Below are 22,353 nucleotides of genomic sequence, written 5' to 3' on the forward strand. Positions count from 1 at the left end.
CAATAAAATTTTGTCATTTTATAGAATTGATTTTGTTTAGGAAAAATTCTAGGTCAATATATTCTTGTTTTAGCATTACATTTATTGGAAATGAAATAATTGTATTTGCTCTTTTTAATCTAGGCAATAAATTTGCTCTCTTTTGGCTTTCAATTATTTCAAAGTTAACTAATGACAAAGTATTCAAATTTAAGCCATTTTTAGAATTTTCCTTTTTCACACTAGGCGCAAAAAAAGAAAACTTTCCCCGATTTGAAACAACCGTAACAATTTGATCAAAATCATTAATATTTTGTTTTTTTATAATAATGCCTTCTAGTTCATATTCCATAATATAAATTTTAATGTAGACAAATAAAAAATTCACCAATTTTTAATTAATGGCAAATTAATATTTTAATCATTATCTAACAAATCATTTTTCTTATTGATAATTACACTTTTTCTTTTATTTCGTGCAAGAGTTGCTTTTTTGCTTTTCGACAAAGCGGCCGATTTTTCCCTTGTTTTTACTTTCTTATTTTCTGCAGATTTTATTTTTTCTTCATCTACAGCTTGAATTCTATCTGCGAATAAAAAAGTCGGAATAATAACAACGTTTCTTCTTTTTTGTTTGTAGAAAAACGGTGCTAGTCTGTCAATAATTAATTGTTTCAATTGTGGAACGGTTCAATCATTTGAATTTTTAATCGTATATAAGACGGCGCCGTGAACAATTCGCTTAACTTCCTCAATTAAATGTAGAGAATTTTTAACGAAAAAGGCTCCTCTTGATACGACCCTAGGCTTTCCTAATATTAAGTTTTTTTCCTTATTTAAGGCCACAATAACATTTAGAAAGCCATTCTGTCCTAATTCCATTCTTTCCTTCATTATTTGTGCGTTAGTTTTAGAAAGAATATTCCCATCAATAAAGACAGGACCGAAGTAAACTTTTTCATCAGCTAGGCGCATTTTGTGATTTTCTAAATAATATACATCGCCTAAGTTAGCAACAACAACATTTTCAGGTGCAACGCCACATTCCGATGCGGTATATCCATGTACCACGCTCATACGATATTCACCATGATATGGCATAAAATATTTAGGTCTAGTTAAATTAAATATTTTAATATGTTCATCTTTATAGGCATGGCCAGAAGTATGTAAATAGCCGTCAACACCATTTTCACGAATTATAGCTCCAAGTTTATAAAGTCTATTAACTAATAATTCAATTTTTGATCTATTTCCCGGGATAGGACTTGATGAAAAAATTACTGTGTCTTTTTGCTTAATTGTGACATTAGGATGTTTTCCAAATGACATTTTAGCAAGCCCAGCAAGTTCTTCACCTTGCGAACCCGTTGTTAAAATCAATAATTCACTATCATTGTATTTTGACATGCTTTTTTTGTCAATAAATACTTCGTCAGGTGCGTTTATATAACCTAATCTACGGCCAATATCAATATTATCAACCATTGAACGTCCAAAGGCAATAACTTTTTTCTTGAGTTCAACACCTAATTCAATAATTGCCTTAATTCTTGTTAAATTTGATGCAAACGCTGTAACTATAATTTTTCTTTCAGCTTCTAGCATGTATTTTTTAATATCTTTTAAAATATCGCTCTCAGATGGTGAGTGATTTGGTCGCATTGCATTTGTTGAATCTGAAAACAAAACATCAAGGCCTTCATCACCAATAATTTTTAACTTATTAAAATCAGTTAAATTCCCAATTGGTGTATAGTCAAATCTAAAATCTCCAGTCATCATTAATGCACCATTTGGAGTTTTAACTCTAACACCAAAGGCGTCGGGAATTGAGTGTTGTGCCGTTCAATAATCAACTTGGCAATCGCCAAAATCTCAAACTGAATCCTTTTCAACTTCAAAAAATTCAATTTGACGTTTTATTTTCATATCATCAAATTTTAATTTTAAATATTGAATAGCAATTCTAGGCGCATATATTCTTTTAATATCAACTTGTTGTACAAGATAAGGCACGCCACCAATGTGATCTTCGTGGCCATGCGTAATAAATAGTCCAGCGATTCGGTCTTGATTTTCGGCTAAATATGTAAAATCAGGTATTGATCCATTAACGCCAGTTACAAATGAATCACAAAATTTTATACCAGTATCAATTATAAAAATGTGCTGATCATATTCTATTATTAATGTACTTTTACCAATCTCTTGCATTCCACCTAGACCAAAAATTTTTGTTGGTTTCATCATTCCTCCAATGTTTTTTAATTATTATTAAACAGATAATTGTGGTTTTAATTGTTACTATTTTAACAAATATTTTTTATGCACCGGCAATTTTTATATAATTTTAGCATGCAACAAACACAAAAATTTGGGATAGAACGTATCCTATCAATTCTAGGGTTAATATTGAGAATAGGTGGCATAATTTTAATTGGAATTTCGTTTTGGCTTATTTCAGGCATTATATCCGCAATTAAACCAGAAATAAAACAAATTATTGAATTTTCAGATCTAGATAAGGTAATTAGATCTATCGAGGTAGTTTTAAATAAATTAACTGTTGAGGGCTTGCCAAGTTTAATTATGCTATGTATTGCGATTGGTATTTTTGGAATAGCACATATTTTAGCAATAATTGTTTTAGCTTTTAGTTCTTGAAAAGGCCAGTTTGCCGGAAAATTAATTTTATTAATTTCAACAATTTTCTTTATTGTACCATTATTACCCAGCGTCGGTTTTTTCTTGATAATTTTGGCTCGAAAAAAAATTAATTAAGTATAAAAGAGTTTCATTTATGAAAAATTAAAAAGTAAATTTTCTTTTACATTTTTTTAATCACGAGTAATAACAAAAATATATAATTTTAATATGACACAAAAAGAATTAAACGAAAAGTCAAAAATTTGTAAAAAGTCGTTTTTAGATGCTAAAAAAGTAGTTTTACGTGGCAACATGTTCATGTTGGCGATTGGTCTTTTATTAGGAGCTGCATTTGGCGCGCTAGTAACTTCATTAGCAAATGATGTTATTATGGCAGCAATAACCCGTTCATTCTCATTAAAAGTTGATGCGTGAGTAATATGACCTAAATACGATGGAGCTAATCTTGTTGGTGGAATTTACATCGGTAAATTTTTATCAGCATTATTAAACTTCATAATTGTTTCAACATTCATTTTCCTTGGTTTATTAATTGTATTTTTAGTTAAAAACGCAATTGATTACTCAAAAGCAAAAAAAATGCCAATTGAACCCGAACTAGAACCTCAACCAACAAACGAAGAATTGATGCTAAAAGAACTAAAAAGATTAAATGAACAAATTTCCAAATTGGATTCTAAAAAATAGCAAAAAATAGCAAATTTTAAGCGGTTTGCTATTTTTATTTTGACTTATTTTATTTTAAATAAATATAAGTTTATAGAAATTAAATTATTGTATAATTTTTACGTGTTTAAATATATCAAGCAAGAAAAAAAATAAATAAATAAAACACATTAAATTAAAAATTAAAAGGAGAGCTTAAATGCCATTAAATTTAAAAGGTCGTAGTTTAGATTCAGCTCTAAACTTCACAACAGAAGAAATTACTTACTTATTAAATTTATCATTAGATTTAAAAAAATCTAAACAACAAGGACTACATGTTAACAACCGCCCTTTAACAGGAAAAAATATTGTTATTATGTTCCAAAAAGACTCAACTAGAACTCGTTGTTCATTTGAAGTTGCTGCTGCTGACTTAGGTGCAAGCTGTACATACATCGGACCATCAGGTTCAAACTTTGGTAAAAAGGAATCAGTTGAAGATACCGCCAAAGTTTTAGGTGAAATTTATGACGGTATTGAATTCCGTGGATTTAAACAAAGTGATGTTGACGCTTTAGTTAAATACTCAGGTGTTCCAGTATGAAACGGTTTAACCGACGCTGAACACCCAACACAAATGTTAGCTGACTACATGACAGTTATGGAATTCAAAGGAACAGACTTAAAAGGTAAAAAAATTGTTTTTGCCGGAGATATTAAAAACAACGTTGCTCGTTCATTAATGATTGGTGCGGCATTTGTTGGTATGGACATTGTTTTATGTGGCCCTAAATCACAATGAGAAATTGTTAAAAATGGTCCTGAACACAAAGCAGTTTACAATGCAGTTCAAGAATTATTCAAACGTAACGGCGGATCAGTTTCATTTTCAGATAATAAATTAGAAGCAGCTAAAAACGCTGATGTAATTTATACAGACGTTTGAGTATCATTAGGAGAAGACTTCTCACTATTTGAACCACGTATTCAAGAATTAGGTGCATTCCAAGTTGATATGGCTATGATTAAAGCAGCTAAAGAAGATGTTATTTTCCTACACTGCTTACCAGCATTCCACGACGATCAAACCTTATTCTCAGCTGAAATTAAAGAAAAATTTGGAGCCAAATACCCAGTTGTTTCAACAGGTGCTATGGAAGTTACAGATGAAGTATTTTTATCAAAATACAACAAATCAATTCAACAAGCTGGAAACCGTATGCACTCAATTAAAGCTGTTATTCTAGCTACCTTAGGATACTAATTATGAGTAGAATTGTTATTGCCTTAGGTGGAAACGCTTTAGGAAATAATCCTGAAGAACAAAAAGAATTAGTTAAAGTTCCTGCTAAAAAAATTGCTGAATTAGTGAAAGCAGGACACGAAGTTATTGTAGGACACGGAAACGGTCCTCAAGTTGGGATGATTTTTAATGGATTTGTTAGTGCTCACTCAGTTAACACTAAATCACCATTAGTTCCATTGCCAGAAGCTGGCGCAATGAGCCAAGGATACATTGGCTATCACATGGTTAATGCTATTACTAACTCATTTACTAATGAGGGATTAACAGAAAAAGAAGTTCTATATATCCTAACCCAAACATTAGTTGATCCAAAAGACCCTGCCTTCAAAAATCCTACAAAACCAATTGGTCCATTTTTTGCTTCAAGAGAAGAAGCGGAAGCTGCAAATCCAAATAGTGTTATCGTAGAAGACGCAGGACGTGGGTATAGAAAAGTTGTTGCATCGCCAAAACCAATTAATTTCATCGGAATTAATCAAATTAAAAATGCAATTGAATCTGGTGCAACAGTTATAGTTGGTGGTGGTGGTGGTATTCCAACCATTAAAGATGAAAACGGATTTATTAACGGAGTTGATGGTGTTATCGACAAAGATTTTGCTTTAGCAAAAATGGCAGCATTAGCAAATGCTGATTACTTTATTGTTTTAACAGCTGTTGATTATGTAAAAGTAAATTACGGTAAACCAGATCAAAAAGATCTAAAACATGCAACTAAGGCCGAATTAGAAAAATACATCGAGGAAAAGCAATTCGCACCTGGAAGTATGCTTCCAAAAGTTCAAGCAGCAATTAAGTTTGTTGAAGAAGGCGGAAAAGCCGCATTTATCGGTGATTTAAAAGACCTTGAAGCAATTCTTGCTGAAAAAATAGGAACAAAAGTTACTTTAAACTAATTAAACCCCTTATATATTAAAAATTCCGGAACATATTGTTCCGGTTTTTTATTTATTTTTGAGTATTTCATACAACAGTATTCCTGTAGCAACAGAAACATTAAGTGATTGAACGGAATTTTCACTTTGTTCAATGTAAATAGTCTCATCTGCGTGTTTTATTAAAGTATTTGAAATTCCTGTGCCTTCGTTTCCAACAATTAAACAAGTTGGTGATGCGAATTTAATTTTACTTAAACATGAGGCATTTTCATTAATTGCACTTGCGTAAATTCAAAATCCATTTTTTTTGAGTTGCTTTATTGCTTCAAATAAAGAAGCAACTTTAATGAATTTAATATTTTGAAATCCGCCAGAAGAAGTTTTTAAAACCGTTGGTGTAATATCACATGCTCGGTTTTTTGGAATAATAATATGTTTGATACCAAATACATTAGCAGAACGAATGATTGCACCAAAATTTTGAGGATCTTGAATGTGATCTAGCATTAAAATAGTCTCAGGTTTATCTTTAAAAACACTGCCTATATCATTGTAATTAAAATTGCTTATTTCAGCAATATAACCTTGGTGATTTCCTTTTACAAGTTTATTCATTTCACCAGTTTCTAAAAATTGAATATTTTTAAATTTTATATTTTTATTTATTAAACCTTTTTGTAAATAAAGTTTTGTAATTGGAAAATTATTATTCAGTGCCTCCATTACGGAATTTTTACCAAATATATACGTTTTCATATGTTAGATGATTCCCTTTTCTTTTAATTCATTACGTAAAATGTCAGCTTTTTCATATTCCTTATTTTTTACATATTCTCTTCAATTATTATATTTTTTCAAATCATCTTTTGAAATTTTAATGTTAGGAAAATTGAAACCTAAAATTTTAGCAATATATAAAAATGTTGCATAATCTTTGCTAGTTTTAGTTAGTTTAATTAAGTGACTTAAGGCATTTGAAAAATCTAAATTGGCAAACAAATTAACAATTTCATTAACAATATTTTTATTTATATTATTTTCATAATTTTCTAATTGAAATTTATTATGTATTAAGCTAAATTTATTTATTTGCGATTGTAGCGATTCAAATAATTCATCACTCACATTAATAGGTTTACTGTAATTTGTGCTCAAAATTAATAGTCTATATGTATCGGCATCATATTTCTCTAAAAATGTATGAGGATAAATTATATTTCCCAACGATTTTGACATTTTTTGATTTTTATAGTTTAGTGTTCCAAAGTGAAGTCATCCTTTTGCAATATTTTCATTGTGTAATGCAAAATGTTGAATATTTTCATTTTCGTGATGAGGAAAAACTAAATCAATTCCGCCGCCATGAATATCAATTTGTTTACCTTCAAAATATTTGTTTATAAAGCAACTACATTCAGTATGTCATCCCGGCCTGCCCTTGCCAAAAGGACTATCAAATTTAATGCCCTCTGATGTTGATTTTCATAATGCAAAATCAAGTGAACTTTTTTTGCCAAAAATATTTTCGTCATCATGCAACAAATTTTCAATTTTTTGCCCACTAATTTTTCCGTATACATTTTTATATTTGTTTACATCAAAAAAAATATTGCCTTGGCTTTCATAAGCTGCACCAACATTGATTAAATTTTGTATATATTCATACATATCATTTAAAGAATCAGTTACACGAATTAATTTGCTAGGAAGTTCCATATTAAACGCAATATATTGTTCTAGAAAGTATTTTTCATAAAACATTGCAATTTCTTTTTCGCTTTTATTTTCTTCGACAGCCTTTTTGATTATTTTGTCATCAATATCAGTAATGTTTTCTAGAAAAATTACATTATTTCCAAGGTATTTTTTTGTCCTAACTAAAATATCAAATGTCATAGCTGGACGTAAATTTCCGATGTGTGGATAATTATAAACTGTTGGCCCACATAAATAGTATTTTATTGTTTCCATATCTTTTAGAATTATATTTTAATATAATAAAAAAATCCTAATATATTATAAAATAATAATTATGAATACTACTAAAAATATAATCATTGCTTCAATTGAAGAAGCTTTAAAAAAAATGAACATTAATAAACCTATAATTTTAACTGAAGCTAAAAACTATGGCGATTATTCAACAAATATTGCCTTAACATTACAAAAGGAGCTAGGTAAAAAAGCAATTGATATTGCACAAGAAATAGTTAAAAATATTGATTTAAAAAAATATGTTCAAATTAGTGAAATTCAAGTAGCCGAACCAGGTTTTATTAATTTTTGAGTTTCAAATACTGTATTTGCAGATGCAATAAATACAATAAACAAACTAGGTGAACATTATGGAGATATGACCGGAAATAAAGGCGCCATTAATGTTGAGTTTGTCTCAGCTAATCCAACCGGTTATCTACACATTGGCCATGCTAGAAATGCAGCAATTGGTGCAACATTGTGTAATATTTTAGAAAAAGCGGGTCACCGCGTTGTTCGAGAATATTTAGTTAATGACTATGGTAATCAAATGAATAATTTAGCAGCATCTATTTTTAGTAGATACCAACAAATATTTAATAAAGATTATCCAATGCCAGAAGATTCATATCGCGGTGGAGACATCATTGAATTTGCACAAGAATTTTATAATCAAAATAAAGATAAATACAAAGGCGTAGAATACACAGAAGAAATGCGAATGCTATTTAGAGCATTTGGTCGTGAGTTTGCACTTAAAAATATTGAAAAAGATCTAAAAAGATTCGGAGTTTGATTTGATTTATATACTTCGGAATCAGAACAATATCGTAAAAATCTAGTTTGACCGACAATCAAAAGATTAAAAACTACATATGAAAAAGATGGAGCCACATGACTAAAAACTACGTCAGGTGGTAAAGATGATAAAGATAGAGTTATTATTAAAAGTAATGGTGACTCAACCTATTTATGTGCTGATATTGCCTATCATGAACAAAAATTTGTACAATTAAACGATCCAGAAAAAGGTGTAATCATTGACGTATGAGGTGCGGATCATTCTGGATATGTAGAACGTGTTAAATTTTCATTTGAAGATTTGGGTTGGAGAAGAGACCAACTAGAAATTTTGCTATTTCAACTAATAAGAGTAATGAAAGATGGCAAAGAAGTTAAAATGTCAAAGCGTTTAGGAACTTCGCTTACGCTAAGAGAATTACTTGACTTAGTGGGCAAAGATGCTATTAGATTTTTCTTAATTGAAAGATCATATAACTCAAAGATTGATTTTGATATTAATAAAGTTAACAATGCTGATGAATCTAATCCTATGTATATAATTAAATATGCCCATGCTCGTGCAACACAATTACTAGAGAAATCAGCTTTTAATAAAAATCCTATTGCTTCGGAAATTACTGATGAATTTGCACAAAAACTAGTTAACGAATTAAAAGAATATCCGGATTTAATAGCAACAATGGCAAAAACATATAAAGTTAATTTGCTACCACCATATTTACTAAAATTGGCAGGAGCTTTTAACTCGTTTTACTCAAATACAAAAATTTTAGGTAGTCAAAACGAAGAATCATTAATTGCTTTAATTAAAGCTGCTAAAACAGTTTTAGCCAATGGCATGAATTTGATGGATTTAGACATTCCTGAAAGAATGTAAAATATGAAATTACTAATTTTAGTTCATAACAACTTTAATGATATTGAATTAGGAACGGCATACTATATTTTCAATACTTTTGGTGACTTTGAAAAAATTACAATTTTTAATCCTAATAAAAATTTAACTGAAGTTTTGGGACAAGGCAATGTTTTAAATTTACAAATAGAACATAACGTTAATTTAAACGAATATGATGCAATATTTATCCCTGGTGGGTCTGGAGCTAAAATTTTAAGAGAAGATAATGTCTCATTAAATATAATCAGGCGATTTAAAGACAATAATAAATATATTTTTGCAATTTGCGATGCACCAAATGTTCTATATGAAAATCAAATAATAGATGATCAAATTAATTACAGTTCTTATCCTTTGGGTGAAAATATGCAAAAAGGCAAATTAAGAAATGAAAACAATGTTACAGTACACGACAAAATTATAACCGGTCGCTGCCCTGCTGCCACGTTTGATTTTGCTATTTCTATTCTTTATAAACTATTCGATAATAAAAAAGTAAACAATTACGAAAAACTAATAAAAGCTGCTTTTTAGAAGTAGCTTTTTAATTTTATAAAAAAAGAAATAAAAAAATGGCGGGTAAGAGAGGATTTGAACCTCCGCGGGTGCTTTATACACCCCTACAGTCTTAGCAGGACCGCCTCTTCGACCACTTGAGTACTTACCCTAATATATAAGCATAAAAAATTATATACAAAAACGAATTTATATTTAAAAAACAATTTTTCTATCCCTTAGGAAAAATTTCTGAATAAGAAACCTTGCTACTATCAAAAATACCTAAACTATTTAATCGTGCGTGATTTGTCGCTTTTTCTAATTCATAATAAAATTTTGTATTTTCAGTATAAAAATAACTTTTGGTGTCCAATGAAATATATTGCATTCGTCCAATACCAAAAAATAAAAGCTGTGTATTTAAACAGTATATTTGGTTATCAATAGAATGTCTATAGTAAATTATTCCAACAATTCTACCGTGGAAATCAAAATAATTTTTCTCACCAAAATTTTTGTCTGATTTTGTTTTTTGTGGAACTAAAAATATTGCCTTTGCGTTTTCCAAATAATGACGCGTGTAATTTTCGGCAATTTTTCCGTATTTGTATTGTGCGCCATCAGTGTCATCGAATTTATTACTTTTTTTATCATATCAATGCGTTTCTGGTGTATCAACTCCCGCAAATCTAATTCTAGCGTTATTATTGACTTTTAAAGTATCACCATCAGCAACATTTTGAACATCTATTTTTGTTGCTTTGTTTGTAGAGAAGAAATCGCTTGTTTCATAATTAAATTCAGCTGAAGAAAAACCAACTAAGTTTTGATCGCCATTTGGATTTTTTTCTTTAGATAATTCTTCTTTTATTTTTTTTAGTGTGTCATCAATTCGCTCAATTAATCTTTTTATTTCGAGATATGAATTTTTTAGTTCACTTAAATATGCATTTGCCAATTTTAAGAATTTTATTAATTCATCTGTTTCATTTTTATATTTGTCAACTTTTAATTTATTGTTTTCTAGAAGTGAATTTATTTGTTTAATTTTATCTCTTAAGGTCAAAATAATTTCATTGTAGTCCTCAACTGAATTTTTACACGACGTTGAAACAACTGGAATAAAAATGGCCGGCAATGTTAATGTAGATAATGATAATAATTTAGTATATTGTTTCATTTTTTATTTTTCTCCATTTTTTAAAAAATAAAAAAGCTAATTATGAAAATTAGCTTAGTTTATCGGGTCTAATTGAAGTTCATTCTCCATTTTCTTTATGAAAAAATCTGCCATCAATGGTTAATAAGCGATATAATTCGCCACGTTTTTTTTCTAACAATTCATCATCTGAAACATTATTGGAAGTTTCAGCTCTTCAACGGTCAAATAATTGCGATTTAACATTCGCAAAAATGTCTTGAAAATTCATTGCTTCTTTTGTGTCTAAAATTTCTTTGGCAACGTCAACTAATGTTTTGTATCCCATAAATAAACTCCTTATTTTACATTATTATATATTAGATAATATTTTTGTATTGTAAACTAAGAAAAATTTAAGAAAAAATAAAAATCGCATTTTTCTATCTTTTTCTCATTTCTAAAAAAACATAAAAATAGTATAATTTAAGCGTATAAATGAATTAATTCATACTTTAATAGTTATTCAAAAATCGCAATGAATAATTATAGCATAATAAAAAATTAGTTACGTTTATACACCTAATTTATAACATATATATTTGAAAGGAACAAAATGTCTGTATTTGACAGTAAATTTAATGGTATTCATGTTTACTCAGAAATTGGTGAATTAGAATCAGTTTTAGTTCATGAACCAGGACGTGAAATCGACTATATTACACCTGCTCGTTTAGACGAATTATTATTCTCAGCTATTCTAGAAAGCCATGATGCAAGAAAGGAACATAAAGAATTTGTTGCAACATTGAAAGAAAACAAAATCAATGTTGTTGAATTAACAGATCTAGTTGCAGAAACATATGATTTAGTATCACAAGAAGTTAAAGATAAATTAATTGAAGAATTTTTAGAAGACTCAGAACCAGTTCTATCAAAAGAACACAAGGATTTAGTAAGAAAATTCTTAAAAGGCATCAAGGATTCAAGAAAATTAATTGAAATCATGATGTCGGGTATTACAAAATATGATTTAGGAATTGAAGCAGAACACGACTTAATTGTTGACCCAATGCCTAACTTATACTTTACACGTGATCCATTTGCATCAGTTGGAAATGGTGTAACAATTCACTACATGCGTTACAAAGTTAGACAACGTGAAACCTTATTCTCAAGATTCGTTTTCTCAAATCACCCTAAACTAGTTAAAACTCCATGATACTATGACCCTGCTATGAAAATGTCAATTGAAGGTGGAGACGTATTTATTTACAACAATGATACATTAGTAGTTGGTGTTTCAGAAAGAACTGACCTTGAAACAATCACTTTATTAGCTAAAAACATTAAAGCAAACAAAGAAGTTGAATTCAAACGTATCGTAGCAATTAACGTTCCAAAATGAACAAATTTAATGCACCTAGACACATGACTAACAATGTTAGACAAAGATAAATTCTTATACTCACCAATTGCAAATGACGTATTTAAATTTTGAGATTATGATTTAGTAAACGGCGGAGCAGAACCTCAACCAAAAGTAAATGGTTTACCACTAGACAAATTATTAGAATCAATTATCAATAAGAAACCTATTTTAATTCCTATTGCTGGAGATTGCGCTTCACAAATTGATATTGAAAGAGAAACACACTTTGATGGAACAAACTATCTAGCAATTAAACCAGGTGTTGTTATCGGATACGCACGTAATGAAAAAACAAATGCTGCTCTTGAAAAAGCTGGAATTAAAGTATTGCCATTTAAAGGTAACCAATTATCACTTGGTATGGGAAATGCGCGTTGCATGTCAATGCCCCTATCACGTAAAGATGTTAAATGATAATTTAATCATTAAATCTATATAGTTAAAAAACTTGTCACAATTAAGTGGCAAGTTTTAATATTTTAGTAATTATTTTTAATGCGCAAATAGTTTTTCTTGTTTTTTTTCATATATGAAGATAGTATATCATCATATGAAATATTCACTAACTGCCCAAGACCCAAATATATTCCAAAAGCATTTTGAATATTTTTTTTATTTCTTTTTTTAAACAATTTTGCAAATGCAATATATGCAAAACCTAACTGGCGATTAAAATCATTATCTTTAACTATTATTTTAATGTCGCTATTTACATCATTATGATATGCTATGCTCGTTAAAAAATGAATGCCATCAGCATATTCTTCCAACATTGCTTCATAATTAATATCGCGATGCTTTTTTCAGTATTTAAAAGTCTTAACTTCATTTGCAAATTCACCCAATTCGACTAGAAGAGCAATAATTTTCTTATATTCAAGATCTTTTTCATCTTTGTCAACTGACTTAAGTATTTCCTCGTCAAGTTTAATTTGCGTTTGAAATATAAAATCTAAATTCATAAGTTTTATTATAAAACTTTGTTAGCAAATTGCTAAGAATTTTTAAAAAACTTATATAATAATTAATGCATTAGCTCTAGTGGCGGAATGGTAGACGCAGTTGACTCAAAATCAACCGATGAAGGTCGTGCTGGTTCAAGTCCAGTCTGGAGCACCATATATTTATTTACCAACTATGATGTAACTTATTAACATAAGTTGCATTTTATTTTATAATTAGAAAGTTAACAGTAATATTTAAAGGGGAATAAATTTAATATGAATAATCGAAAATTAGAACTTAAAAAATTAAAGACCTTAGAAGTTCATTCAATATGATATTGAGCGTTAATTACAACTATTATTGCACTAGCATGATTACTTACTGTTTATATTAGCGTTGTTTTTCAAAACAAATATGAAACAAGATTGCAAACAGCAAATGATGTTGTAATCAGCTGCTTTGTTGGATTACTTTCAGCAGCTATTTTAATTCTAGCATCATTTATTTTTCTTGATTTATTCAAGCGTAGTCGAATTCATGACTATTTTGAATATTACGCATATTTAAATTCGCTTCGTACACAACAAAAGCACTTTATTTTTAAAGAAAAAAGAATTGCCAAAATTTTTGATTTAAAAGAAGCAATGACAAAAACTCAATTTATTGCGTTTGTGGCAAAATTGCTTAACTATTCTACTTCTTCGATTGAATATGGAAATTTAGTAAACGAAATTAATACCGATTTTGCGAAACATAGTTTTCTTGAACCAAATTATAGAAGACAAAAACGTAAAGCAATTTTTCGATCAATATTTTTTAATATTTTGCTTCCATTAGCAATTAATGCTATTATTATTTTCGCCATCGTTCAATTTTTAAATCAAGATGAACAACTTAGTGCCATTATTAGATTTTTAATAATAATTATGGTGGCTTCAACCGGTGTTGGATTTTCAATATTTATATATGAAATTTATATTCTTTCATCAGTAAAAAATTACGAATCATTTAATAATTTTTATTTACTTTCCTTCAATAATTATGACTATAAATATTTAAATTCCTCATTAATAAAAAAATAATATTTATTAAATTTAAATAAATTAAGGAAAATTATGGAAAATCAAGTTTACAAATCAGAATTACAATGAACAGATCAATTATGGGTATGTTTGGAATGAGATTATTATTTGTATTATTAGTAATTTTATCTGCCGCTACATTATTTTTAGCTTTACCATGAGTTATTGTATTTTTTAATAGATGACCTATTCGCATACTGTTATAAATGGAAAAAGATTAAAATTTAATGGAACAGGAATACAATAATTTGGCTCTTATATTAAATGATGACTTTTAACATTAGTAACATTTGGTATTTATGGAATTTTCTTTTTGCCGGTTAGAATGTTACAATGATTTACAAAACATACTGTATTTGCCTAGAAATATAGGATTTAAAAAATAACAAGCTTAATTTTGCTTGTTATTTTTTTGTTTTTTCATTATTAAATTTTCACTAATAACAATTATTATGCTACTAATAGTTATTAGTGAAGCAAATATCGCAAAACTAATGAAATAGTTAAATTTATTAGTTATTAAAGTTAATAAAATAATAATTATTGATGAACTTATAATTCTAAAAATTAATGTATAGATTGTGTTATTTTTAAATTTGTCTTTACTAAATAAAAAGTAAGAGTTAGTATAAAAAATAGTAATGAAGAATGAATAAAGCATTTGTTGAAATCCAATAGTGATTAAATATGCTATATTTTTAAATTTATTATCTATATTTACAAATAAAATAGGAATAATTATTAAGAAGATTAAATTCATTGGTATTAAAACTCAAATTAACTTAATATTTTTATTTCTTATAATTAAAGATAATAAACTACCTATTAAACCAAAAATAGCAAAAATAATGGTTAAAAAGAAAGATCATTTATTTGGATCAAAATCTATAATTTTAAAAAATTGTGACATTCCAGATTGTTTTGGGAATAAAAATATGCCTATAATAAAACTAGCAAAGAAAGTATAAATTCATTTTAAAATATTATTTTGTTTAATATTTTGGTTAGGATTATCTTCTTTTTGTTCTTTAACTAATTCAAGTGAATTTTCATTTAATTTAAATGAAAAATATAAAAATCCAGAAATAAAATAAGTAACCATATTTAATAATATAAGAGTTCAAAAAGGTAATTTACTAAACAAAATTAAAGAAAATATCGGTGCTAATAAAAGTGCTATGGAAGTTGAAATAGTTGTTAAGATGTTATAAGTTTTTATATCTTTTTCATTATCAGAAACATAATAAATGATAGTTTTTAAAGCTATAAATCTAAAAGAATGAATAATACTCAAAAGAGAATTTATTACTAATAAAAAGATAGAAAAACCAAATAAATTATTAGTTTTAATAATTATAAAATAACCAACTAATATTGTAGAAAGGACTATAAAACTTGCCAAATCAGTTCCTAAAAGAATATGTTTTAAATTTCCTTTTTTAGTTATTTTATAGTTTAATAAGTAAGAAATGAAAGTAGGTATTTGAATAAGTAAATATAAAATTGAAACTAATCAAAAACTATTAGTAAATCTATAGATATATACTGCTGTTCCTAATTTAAATGCTTCTGAACCTATCATTGATAAAATTAAAGAACTTGAATATTTAGTTTTATTTTTAGCTTGCATATATATTCCTTATTAATTTAAGTTTTCATTTAATATTCAAATTGATTTTAATAAATAAATAATATTTATTATGTTAATCATTGAAGACATTGAATGTATTGAATTAGATGGTATTGCTATTGTAATAGAATTATCTATATCATTTAATTCAGTTATATCTGTAGAACCCGAACCATAATAAATATCATATGGTATTGAGTATATATTTAATAAATTACTTATTTTGTCAAAAAAATCAATTTTTAATGGAGTAAAAAAATCAGCTATTCTTATTAAAATTCCATGTTTTTCTCAATTGTCTTGTTCTGATACTTCAAAATTAACGCACATATTGCTTTTTATATTTTTTTTCAATGATTTTATTCCTGAAAGTCCAACTTCTTCACTTTTAGTTAATAAAATATTAGGTATTTTTGTAAAATTCTGAATTACTCATTTTAATAAAAATACATTTATTTTATTATCATTATTTCTATTAGAAAAGTTAAAATTTTTTATTTTTGATTTTTCATTAGAAACTATAAAATATGGTTGTTTATTATTTAATTTAATTTCATTTTTATTTAAAAATTCAATTTTAGGTCTATTTATTTTTATATTTTTTTCAGATGAAAAAATATAGTTATCATTTATTTTAAATTTTATGTTTTGATAAATTTTATTACCCTTTATATCATATAAGTCCAAATTATTTGTTGGTTTTTAATTTATAGTACCTAAATTATAAATTTGATCATTTACTAAAATACCAGTAGCTTCATCTGAATGCGATATGAATAGTAGATTTGAAGTTTCATTTTCATTTAAGATATAACCACCATTTATTTTTTTTACATTATTAAAAATTTTGTTTATAAATATATCTTCATTTCCTGAAGGCGAAATAAAATCATAATCATTTATTATTTTCTCCATAAATCCATCATGAAAATTTTTTACTAAAATTTCATTAAAGGAAATGAAATTAGTTATATTTTTTATTTTTTTTATATTTTCAAAAAAATCATTTATTTTCAAAAATATAGGCATAAAAATTTTATTTTGTTCAATAAAATAATTATATTTTTGTCACCATAAAAATTTATCGTATTTATAATAAATGAAAATTAAACAAGAATTATTTATTATTGCGAATAAGTATGGTTTTATTTCTTCATAATTTACATTTTCGAAAAAATTTATTTTATTATCTATAAAAATAATGTCATTCAAAGTATTTGTAATTTTTTCATATTTATCATTATGTAAATAATAATCAGACATAATGTAATTTAACATTGTTATTTTTCCTAATATTAAAAAAATTGAATCAACAATATATAAAAATTCATTTATAGGTTTTATTCAGCTTTTATCTATATGATTAAATAAAACAAATTCAATTTTTCCAAATTTAGTTGAATTTAGCGTAATTAAATTATCATCTTCTCTTTCTATAAAAGAATTAATTTTTGAATTCAAAAAATAAACAAAATCTTTTTCAACATAAAAATTTGTGTTACCTACAAATGATAAGTCTATATCATTTGGTTTTCTATTAGTTAATTTATATTCTGATAAAGCATAAGAACCAGTAATAATTAAAGATAAATTAGTTGTGTTTTTTTTATTGTATTCTATTAATGAATTATTCAATAATTCAAATAATTCATTTTTATAGTTCAATATTTTCATTTGTATCCCTTGGTAAAACAACAACATTTCTTATATCATCTTCATTTATTAAAAATAATATTAATCTTTCTATTCCAACACCAAATCCAGAAGTTTGCATAGGTTTTTCTTTTTTCATTTTAAAGTATCAATTATATTCATTAGGATTATTATTATGTAATCTAATGGAATTTATTGTTTCTTCATATGTTTCACATTTTTGACCCATTCCAATGGTTTCACCTATTCCTATTAAGAAATCAGAATTTATTGCTCTATTAGAAACATTTTTTTGATAAAAAGGTACTAATTTTGCTGGAAAATTATTTAAAAAAATACCACTATTATTAAATTTTTTAATTAAGTATTTTTCCTTTTTTGCCTCTTCATATATATTTGGATCAGTTATTATCATATCTGCCTTTCGTTATTTTGTTGTTAATATAATTATACTTTTATACTTTTTTGATTACAATAGTTTTTTAAAACAAAATAGTTATAGCAATAAAACAATTACAAAGATTATAATTTTAATAGTAAGGAAATTTATGTCTTTAAAAAATAAGTTACAAAACTACTTTTACGTTTTTATAACTTACTCTATGTTCAGGACAAGCCCCAAAATTACGCAAAGCTTGAGTGTGGCTTTTTGTACAATAACCTTTGTTTTTTTCGAAATGATATTGCGGATATTTTTTAGCTAATTCATACATTTTTCTATCACGACTCACTTTAGCTAAAATGGATGCCGCTGCTACATTTACACTAAGCGAATCACCGTGTACTAAATTTATTTGTTTAATATTGATATCAATTTCTTCATAGTCAGTAATCACAAGCGAAGGCCTAATTTTTAATTTTTGAATCGCAAGTTTCATACCTATTTTTGAAGCTTGTTTTGGATTATATTTGTCAATATCAGATGCAGGAATTTCCACTATTGAATATGCTAAGGCATTTTTAACAATCTCGTCATAGAGTTTATTTCTATTTGCTTCACTTAATAACTTCGAATCATTAATTTCACTATTTTGATAATTTGTTGGCAAAATAACTGCGGCCACAAATAAAGGCCCAGCGCAACAACCTCTTCCTGCTTCATCAGTTCCGGCAATAATTAGTGATTTATAGTCGTTAATGCTGTTCTCAAAATCAAGATTTTTCATAGTTATTCTCTAAATTTATATTTATTATAATAAATATTTGGGTTTTTCATTAAAAAGATAGCGAAGTATAATAGAATAATAATGTGAAAAATATAGAATTTTTAATTTATTTCACGAGCAACAATTAACCAAAATAGCACATTGGTGTTATTTTAGTTTTTATTTTTAAAATGACAATATAAATTTAAAAAATAAAATAGAAAGGAAATTAAATGAAAAAAATTAATAAGGTTTTATTGGCGGTTGTTCCTGCAACAGCAATATTAGCAACGGCTCCATTAGCTTCTAGATGCAACAGTCCAAGATTTGAACAGGAATTTGATGGAATAATCCAAATCTCAGCAGGTTTTTCATCAACCAACGTTCAAGGACAAGGATTACAAGGAATTGTTAACGCTTATAACAAATGAATTGGCTATGACGCTGGTTCAAAAGCGTGATCTTCAACAAATAAAAAAGCCGAAGGTTACTTGCCAGCTGAAATTAAGACATCAGCTAAAGGATATAATACTGGTGATTTAAGTTTAAAATTAACATCAAAAGACAAAAAAGAATTTTACAACATTATTATTAACTATCCAGCTGCAGCCTCATTATTAGCACGTTACAAAATGAATATCGCAATTGACGAAGCTAAATATGAAAGCTTTGGAATTGCAAAAGCATTCAAGGATTTAAACAAAACAATTGCTGGTAATTCAAATAACGAAAAATGAGCAATTCCATTTTCAAGATCTTCAGAAATGAATGCAGTTGCAAAAAAATTGTTAGGCAAATTGCTAAAAGAATTAAAAGAATTAGCAAGTTTGGAAGTTGATCCAGATAACGCTACAAAAATTAATGAATATATTAAATCATATGAGGATGATAATCAGGAAAAAAGTGGAATAGATAATGTTTGAGATGGCGGCAAATATAAAACTGAAGATAAAGAAAAAGTGATCGCTAAGATAAAAGAACACGTTAAGGGCAAATTAAACGATGAATTATTTACTTCATATGAAGGAATTATTAATTTAGCAATTGCTGCAAAATCAATGTATCCACACAATATCTCTAATTATGTTTTAGGATTTGACTCGCTCCCAAATGCAATCAATGTTATGGCTTCAGCAATCTCAGGTGGAAAATTAGAAGATGGATATATAACCCCTAATCCAGCTTTGGTAAAAACTGGTGGTTGAGATTTCCGCTCATTTTTAAGAGACGAAAACAGCAAACAATATAAACTTTTCAAGAAAATTATTGATTTATTATTAAAAGGTATAAACGAAGGCGCTGTTTGAGTTGGAGGAGCCGGAAAATATGGTTCTTCATTATTGACCGGATATAACTTAGCAATGAGTATCGGCTCAACAGCGGGATTTAGTCACACATATGTTACTGGTTCTGGAGACGATATATTTAAACATAAAATAAAAGATACAAATTACCAACTTATTGAACCATTAGAATCAATTAAAACTTCAAAAGATTTTACAAACGACAAAGTACTTTACTTTAAATCAGGAAAATATTCAAACTCAATTTTCCTAAGTACTGCAGAATCAAGCAAAGTCGGAAACTACAACAAACAATTAGCTAATACAGAAGCGGATCAAATAGCTATTTCACTTTCTGAAAAAGATGCGACCGGTTATAAAGGCGCTGAAGGTTTTATTATTGAAAAAACCGGAGCCTTTAAAATTGATGGTGAAAAGATTGTTCTTAATTATAAATCTGGTTCAGAAACAAAAACAAAGGAACTTTCTGGAAAAGTACTTGGTAAATTCTTTAAAAATGATGATAAAGAATACCTATTTTTGAAAAAAGATCAAGTTGTATCAGAAAAACAAGATGCAAGTAACTTGGTAAACAAAGAAGATGCTACTTGAATTTCAGCACCATTATCATACGACTTATCTAATGAAAAAAAAGGCGTATTTACTCAAGGCCCATCTTTAATTGGAATTCATGCTAATGAAAAAGAAGACGTTGCAACAAAAATGTTTATTGAATGATTGTATAAAACTAAGCTAGATGAAATAACATTTAAGATCGGAAAAAAGGGTCACGAAACAGAACAAAAAATTCAAAATATTTCTCCACTAGATGCATTTAATCAGGTTGCAAGCTATATATCTCCTACAGATGAATTCTTTAAAAAAGAAGTGAACGATCCTTCATTGAAATTTAATGAAGCAATGAAAATAGCCTTTGAAAACTTTAAAAAAGTTGCTATGGATCTAAAATATATAACTTCAGATGATATTGCAGCTTCAGAATCAGATGCATTAAGAAGTGCTATTACATCTGCTGCAGATTCAGCAACAGCTGATGCACAATCAAATACAATCACAGACTTCAAAAAATTCGTTAAAAATATTGAAAAATCGTTTAAATTAGATTAATTTTAAAAATGAAACAATTAAAACAAAGATTATTATTTTTAACAATTGCAACAACTGCTATTTTGCCGTTAGCTGTTGCTTCTTCTTGCAATAAGAAATTAGTTCAAACAGATATTGAACAAAATTTAGAAGAAAATTATGCAAGTCTAAAGGCTAACGATTATCACAATGTCGGCAGAATTTTATATCAAAATGTCGAAAATGAAATAAAAGACAAATTTGGGGACATTGTTAAAATAAAGCGTACACTATGAGAAAAATTCAACTATATTGAAGCCAAAATTAAAAATGTAGTTGATGGCGATACTATTAGTTTAGAAGTTACGCAACCACCTAGAATTTCATACAACGGCAAGGAAATTAGTATTCCTTCCGAAATTAAAATTAGAATTCCAATGATTGATACCTTGGAAGAACATACTTCAGGGGTAAAGGAACGTGAAAAATCATTAGCACATATTGATAGCAATTATGCTAGAAAACTTTTACCAGTGGGTACAAAAGTTAGAGTTGTCTCTGAAAATTGAACCAACAAAACGTATAATCGTCATGTCGGAAGTATCTTCTTTGGCGAAAAGTATGAGAAAAATTTTGCAATTGAAATGCTTGCTGCAGGATACACTTTAGCTAGAATTCCTGAAGAAGCAATTAATGATTTTACATATTCTTATAGAGATCCATTTGACAATGATAAAAATCTATATTCATATTTATTGCCATATGCTGCATATGCGATGAATGATGCAATAATTAATAAACGTGGATTTTATGGCGAATTTGAATTATCTGGTAAAAAAGAACAATTCAATGGGCCTTATGATTTTGCTAAAGAATATCTTGAACACGGTGAGGAAATTATTTCTACCTCTAGATTTATAATGCACCCCAAATTATGAAGAGGTGTAAAATCAGATGCAGAAAATAACATATACAAATTTGTTGATAAATACAATAAAGAAAATTCAAAACGTGTAAATTCAATTAACACACAAGAATTTCGAATAAATGCAACTAAAAAAATAATTCTAGACGCCATTGAAATCTTAAAAGATCACATTAAAAAATATGATGAATCAACTATCGGTTCTGAAAAGCAAAAATATCATTTATATAATTTACAAACCAAAGTTGAAATTTTTGAAACATTAAATTCAATTTATAAAGACTTTGAGGAAATTAAATTAGAAATTTCTGAATTACAAAAACATTTAACATTAGCTAAAACAAAAAACTAAAGACCTTAAATAAATATCTCTTTA

The 22,353-nt window shown here is 27.3% G+C and carries 22 protein-coding genes and 2 tRNA genes; 11 read left to right on the top strand and 13 right to left on the bottom strand.

Annotated elements, in window-relative coordinates:
* Together FJM08_RS01915 and FJM08_RS07875 are read right to left on the bottom strand one after the other, a co-directional pair.
* A partial coding sequence (locus FJM08_RS01915) for a recombination protein O N-terminal domain-containing protein (protein WP_211331338.1) occupies positions 1-331 on the bottom strand: 331 nt, incomplete at its 3' end.
* Positions 332-396: 65 nt separating this feature from the next.
* Entirely contained in the window at positions 397-2,229 is a 1,833-nt protein-coding gene (locus FJM08_RS07875) for a ribonuclease J (RefSeq protein ID WP_140031529.1), read from the bottom strand.
* 108 nt (positions 2,230-2,337) lie between these two features.
* Here FJM08_RS07875 and FJM08_RS01925 point away from each other — a divergent pair, with 108 nt between their 5' ends.
* The 4 genes from FJM08_RS01925 (at position 2,338) to arcC (ending at position 5,499) form a co-directional block, all read left to right on the top strand.
* A complete protein-coding gene (locus tag FJM08_RS01925) occupies positions 2,338-2,763 on the top strand; it encodes a hypothetical protein (RefSeq protein ID WP_140031530.1) in 426 nt (141 codons plus the stop codon).
* Positions 2,764-2,856: 93 nt separating this feature from the next.
* The gene (locus tag FJM08_RS07880) at positions 2,857-3,336 is read left to right on the top strand and encodes a large conductance mechanosensitive channel protein MscL (RefSeq protein ID WP_211331339.1); all 480 of its coding nucleotides are present in this window, start codon (positions 2,857-2,859) and stop codon (positions 3,334-3,336) included.
* 178 nt (positions 3,337-3,514) lie between these two features.
* A complete protein-coding gene (gene argF / locus FJM08_RS07885) occupies positions 3,515-4,561 on the top strand; it encodes an ornithine carbamoyltransferase (RefSeq protein WP_140031531.1) in 1,047 nt (348 codons plus the stop codon).
* A gap of 2 nt (positions 4,562-4,563) precedes the next feature.
* Complete coding sequence (gene arcC / locus FJM08_RS01940; protein ID WP_140031532.1) at positions 4,564-5,499, top strand: carbamate kinase; 936 nt, start codon at positions 4,564-4,566, stop codon at positions 5,497-5,499.
* A gap of 48 nt (positions 5,500-5,547) precedes the next feature.
* Here arcC and rlmB read toward each other — a convergent pair whose 3' ends face one another.
* Positions 5,548-6,237: a 23S rRNA (guanosine(2251)-2'-O)-methyltransferase RlmB gene (gene rlmB / locus FJM08_RS01945; RefSeq protein ID WP_140031533.1), complete on the bottom strand. Its 690-nt coding sequence runs from the start codon at positions 6,235-6,237 to the stop codon at positions 5,548-5,550.
* Positions 6,238-6,240: 3 nt separating this feature from the next.
* Positions 6,241-7,452 (bottom strand): cysteine--tRNA ligase, encoded by a 1,212-nt coding sequence (gene cysS / locus FJM08_RS01950; protein WP_140031534.1) that lies wholly within the window; start codon positions 7,450-7,452, stop codon positions 6,241-6,243.
* Positions 7,453-7,513: 61 nt separating this feature from the next.
* Here cysS and argS point away from each other — a divergent pair, with 61 nt between their 5' ends.
* Together argS and FJM08_RS01960 are read left to right on the top strand one after the other, a co-directional pair.
* Positions 7,514-9,139, top strand: coding sequence for an arginine--tRNA ligase (gene argS / locus FJM08_RS07890; RefSeq protein WP_140031535.1), 1,626 nt, complete (start codon positions 7,514-7,516; stop codon positions 9,137-9,139).
* A 3-nt stretch (positions 9,140-9,142) separates the two neighbouring features.
* Positions 9,143-9,694, top strand: a complete 552-nt coding sequence (locus FJM08_RS01960) for a DJ-1/PfpI family protein (protein ID WP_140031536.1) — start codon at positions 9,143-9,145, stop codon at positions 9,692-9,694.
* Positions 9,695-9,733: 39 nt separating this feature from the next.
* Here FJM08_RS01960 and FJM08_RS01965 read toward each other — a convergent pair.
* The 3 genes from FJM08_RS01965 to rpoE all read right to left on the bottom strand — a co-directional run bounded on the left by FJM08_RS01965 (position 9,734) and on the right by rpoE (position 11,145).
* Positions 9,734-9,827 (bottom strand) — tRNA-Ser (locus FJM08_RS01965).
* A gap of 60 nt (positions 9,828-9,887) precedes the next feature.
* The gene (locus FJM08_RS07895; protein ID WP_140031537.1) at positions 9,888-10,838 is read right to left on the bottom strand and encodes a thermonuclease family protein; all 951 of its coding nucleotides are present in this window, start codon (positions 10,836-10,838) and stop codon (positions 9,888-9,890) included.
* Between the two features lie 49 nt (positions 10,839-10,887).
* The gene (gene rpoE / locus FJM08_RS07900; RefSeq protein WP_140031538.1) at positions 10,888-11,145 is read right to left on the bottom strand and encodes a DNA-directed RNA polymerase subunit delta; all 258 of its coding nucleotides are present in this window, start codon (positions 11,143-11,145) and stop codon (positions 10,888-10,890) included.
* Between the two features lie 267 nt (positions 11,146-11,412).
* On the opposite strand from rpoE, the gene arcA reads away from it, so the two are divergent.
* The gene (gene arcA / locus FJM08_RS07905) at positions 11,413-12,645 is read left to right on the top strand and encodes an arginine deiminase (protein ID WP_140031539.1); all 1,233 of its coding nucleotides are present in this window, start codon (positions 11,413-11,415) and stop codon (positions 12,643-12,645) included.
* Between the two features lie 62 nt (positions 12,646-12,707).
* Here arcA and FJM08_RS01985 read toward each other — a convergent pair whose 3' ends face one another.
* Complete coding sequence (locus FJM08_RS01985) at positions 12,708-13,190, bottom strand: dUTP diphosphatase (protein WP_140031540.1); 483 nt, start codon at positions 13,188-13,190, stop codon at positions 12,708-12,710.
* A gap of 73 nt (positions 13,191-13,263) precedes the next feature.
* Between FJM08_RS01985 and FJM08_RS01990 the strand changes: the two genes are divergently transcribed.
* Together FJM08_RS01990 and FJM08_RS01995 are read left to right on the top strand one after the other, a co-directional pair.
* Positions 13,264-13,347, top strand: a tRNA-Leu gene (locus tag FJM08_RS01990).
* Between the two features lie 101 nt (positions 13,348-13,448).
* Complete coding sequence (locus FJM08_RS01995; RefSeq protein WP_140031541.1) at positions 13,449-14,255, top strand: hypothetical protein; 807 nt, start codon at positions 13,449-13,451, stop codon at positions 14,253-14,255.
* 391 nt (positions 14,256-14,646) lie between these two features.
* Here FJM08_RS01995 and FJM08_RS07910 read toward each other — a convergent pair whose 3' ends face one another.
* The 5 genes from FJM08_RS07910 to rnhB form a co-directional block, all read right to left on the bottom strand.
* Positions 14,647-15,885, bottom strand: coding sequence for an MFS transporter (locus tag FJM08_RS07910; RefSeq protein ID WP_140031542.1), 1,239 nt, complete (start codon positions 15,883-15,885; stop codon positions 14,647-14,649).
* 12 nt (positions 15,886-15,897) lie between these two features.
* Positions 15,898-16,572 (bottom strand): zinc-binding metallopeptidase family protein, encoded by a 675-nt coding sequence (locus FJM08_RS07915; RefSeq protein ID WP_140031543.1) that lies wholly within the window; start codon positions 16,570-16,572, stop codon positions 15,898-15,900.
* A 15-nt stretch (positions 16,573-16,587) separates the two neighbouring features.
* Positions 16,588-17,559: a hypothetical protein gene (locus FJM08_RS07920; RefSeq protein WP_140031544.1), complete on the bottom strand. Its 972-nt coding sequence runs from the start codon at positions 17,557-17,559 to the stop codon at positions 16,588-16,590.
* Positions 17,540-17,953 (bottom strand): amino acid--tRNA ligase-related protein, encoded by a 414-nt coding sequence (locus FJM08_RS02015; RefSeq protein WP_140031545.1) that lies wholly within the window; start codon positions 17,951-17,953, stop codon positions 17,540-17,542. The genes FJM08_RS07920 and FJM08_RS02015 overlap by 20 nt, the downstream gene beginning before the upstream one ends.
* A 151-nt stretch (positions 17,954-18,104) precedes the next feature.
* Positions 18,105-18,704 carry a ribonuclease HII gene (gene rnhB / locus FJM08_RS02020; protein ID WP_140031546.1) on the bottom strand — a complete coding sequence of 200 codons (600 nt, stop codon included), beginning with the start codon at positions 18,702-18,704 and terminating at the stop codon, positions 18,105-18,107.
* Positions 18,705-18,916: 212 nt separating this feature from the next.
* Here rnhB and FJM08_RS07925 point away from each other — a divergent pair, with 212 nt between their 5' ends.
* Complete coding sequence (locus FJM08_RS07925; RefSeq protein ID WP_140031547.1) at positions 18,917-21,094, top strand: P68 family surface lipoprotein; 2,178 nt, start codon at positions 18,917-18,919, stop codon at positions 21,092-21,094.
* Between the two features lie 8 nt (positions 21,095-21,102).
* Positions 21,103-22,329 carry a thermonuclease family protein gene (locus tag FJM08_RS07930; protein ID WP_140031548.1) on the top strand — a complete coding sequence of 409 codons (1,227 nt, stop codon included), beginning with the start codon at positions 21,103-21,105 and terminating at the stop codon, positions 22,327-22,329.
* Positions 22,330-22,353: the final 24 nt, after the last annotated feature.

This window comes from Metamycoplasma equirhinis (assembly GCF_006385185.1).
In the GTDB taxonomy this organism is placed as follows: Bacteria; Bacillota_I; Bacilli_A; order Mycoplasmatales; family Metamycoplasmataceae; genus Metamycoplasma; species Metamycoplasma equirhinis.